Genomic DNA, 1,477 nt, shown 5'->3' with positions numbered 1-1,477 from the left:
ACTCGTGTAAAAACCCGCTGCGTTCGCAGCGGGTTTTTTTTGGTGTGCCTAGCGGGCCGCACGCTTCGCGGTTGATGTCATCGACCGGCGCCGATCGGTTCCGCCGGCAGTGGTGCTTAGGACTTTGGCCTGATACACCGGAGCTTGGGTAGCCTGGGCTCCGCCGCGCTCGTGGTGCACGCACGCTGTTGATGCACCAATGATGTGCGTGGCTTCAATCGGTCCGTCGATGTCGACGCCTGCGGCCTTTCCGATGCCCCCCACCGCGACGACTTGACCCGCCTGGTACAGACCAGGATGTCGGCTGACATGGGGGCGACGCAGCGAGGCATACGCTCTACCTCGCTTCCGCTCCATCTGGTCTATGTTTTGCTTGTGACACTCGGTTCTTGTGCGGAAGCAGTGGTCATGTTGCGGCGTCGCAACGTTTCGGGCGTCAGGTATAGGGAAAACCCGGACTGTCAACAAAGTGTCGCTAACATAGCGCTATGGGTACCACACGTCGTGGAAAGAGTGGAACCCGTTTTCAAACCGTTGAAAGGTGAATCGCATGAAAAAGACTCTGATCGCGCTGGCCGTGCTGGCGGCTTCGGGCGTTGCCATGGCCCAATCGTCCGTGACGCTGTACGGCGTGGCAGACATGGTTCTGCATAAGGACAAGAACAGCCCCGCCAAGCTGACCAGCGGAGGCGTTTCCACCAGCCGCTGGGGCATCAAGGGCGAAGAAGACCTGGGTGGTGGCCTGAAGGCGGGTTTCCTGTTCGAGCAAGGGATCAAGCTCGACAATGGCGCTGCCGGTCCTGGCTTTGATCGTCAGACCTATCTGAGCCTGTCCGGTGGCTTCGGTGAAGTCAAGCTGGGCAAGATCTGGACGGCTTATGACGACATCGGCGGTGCCACGGACGCGGCGTTCAACGCCAATGTCCTGGGCCCGGTGGCCCTGATTTTCCAAAGCCAGTACGCCTACACCGCCAACCCGAACAACGGCATTTACTACGCGACGCCGTCGTTCGGTGGCTTCAGCGGTGCGGTGAGCACCAACCTGCGCGAAGGTGTGGCCAACAATCGTGTGGCCGCGTTCCATGTCAAGTACGAGGGCGGCCCGCTGTTCGTTGCGCTGGGCTACCAGGACGACGAACCGAACAACGAAAAGTACACCCGCCTTGGGGCGTCGTATGACTTTGGTCGCTTCAAGCTGCTGGGCACCTACGGTCGTGTCAAGAACGCGGACGTCGACGAGTGGTCCATCGGTGCGGATGTGCCCGTGGCCTCGAACCTGGTGCTGTCGGTGGGCTACGCTCAAAGCAAGCAGGATGGCTTCAAGGCCGAGCGCGGCTGGAGCTTGGCGGCCGCATACGCGCTGTCTAAGCGCACCACGGCCTACGCCGGCTACTTTGATGCCAATGCCGCTGCGGTTACCGGCCGTGCGGGTGCACCGGATAGCCGTTTTGGCGTTGGCCTGAAGCACACGTTCTGA

1 protein-coding gene is annotated in these 1,477 nt (G+C 61.1%); it reads left to right on the top strand.

Going from position 1 to position 1,477, the window contains the following annotated elements; translation table 11 throughout:
- Positions 1-550: 550 nt before the first annotated feature.
- Positions 551-1,477 (top strand): porin, encoded by a 927-nt coding sequence (locus tag V7Z54_RS05505; RefSeq protein ID WP_334134981.1) that lies wholly within the window; start codon positions 551-553, stop codon positions 1,475-1,477.

The organism is Tepidimonas sp., assembly GCF_036824975.1.
In the GTDB taxonomy this organism is placed as follows: Bacteria; Pseudomonadota; Gammaproteobacteria; order Burkholderiales; family Burkholderiaceae_C; genus Tepidimonas.
Note: the sequence above shows the minus strand (reverse complement) of the source record. Positions and strands in the feature narration are given on the sequence as shown.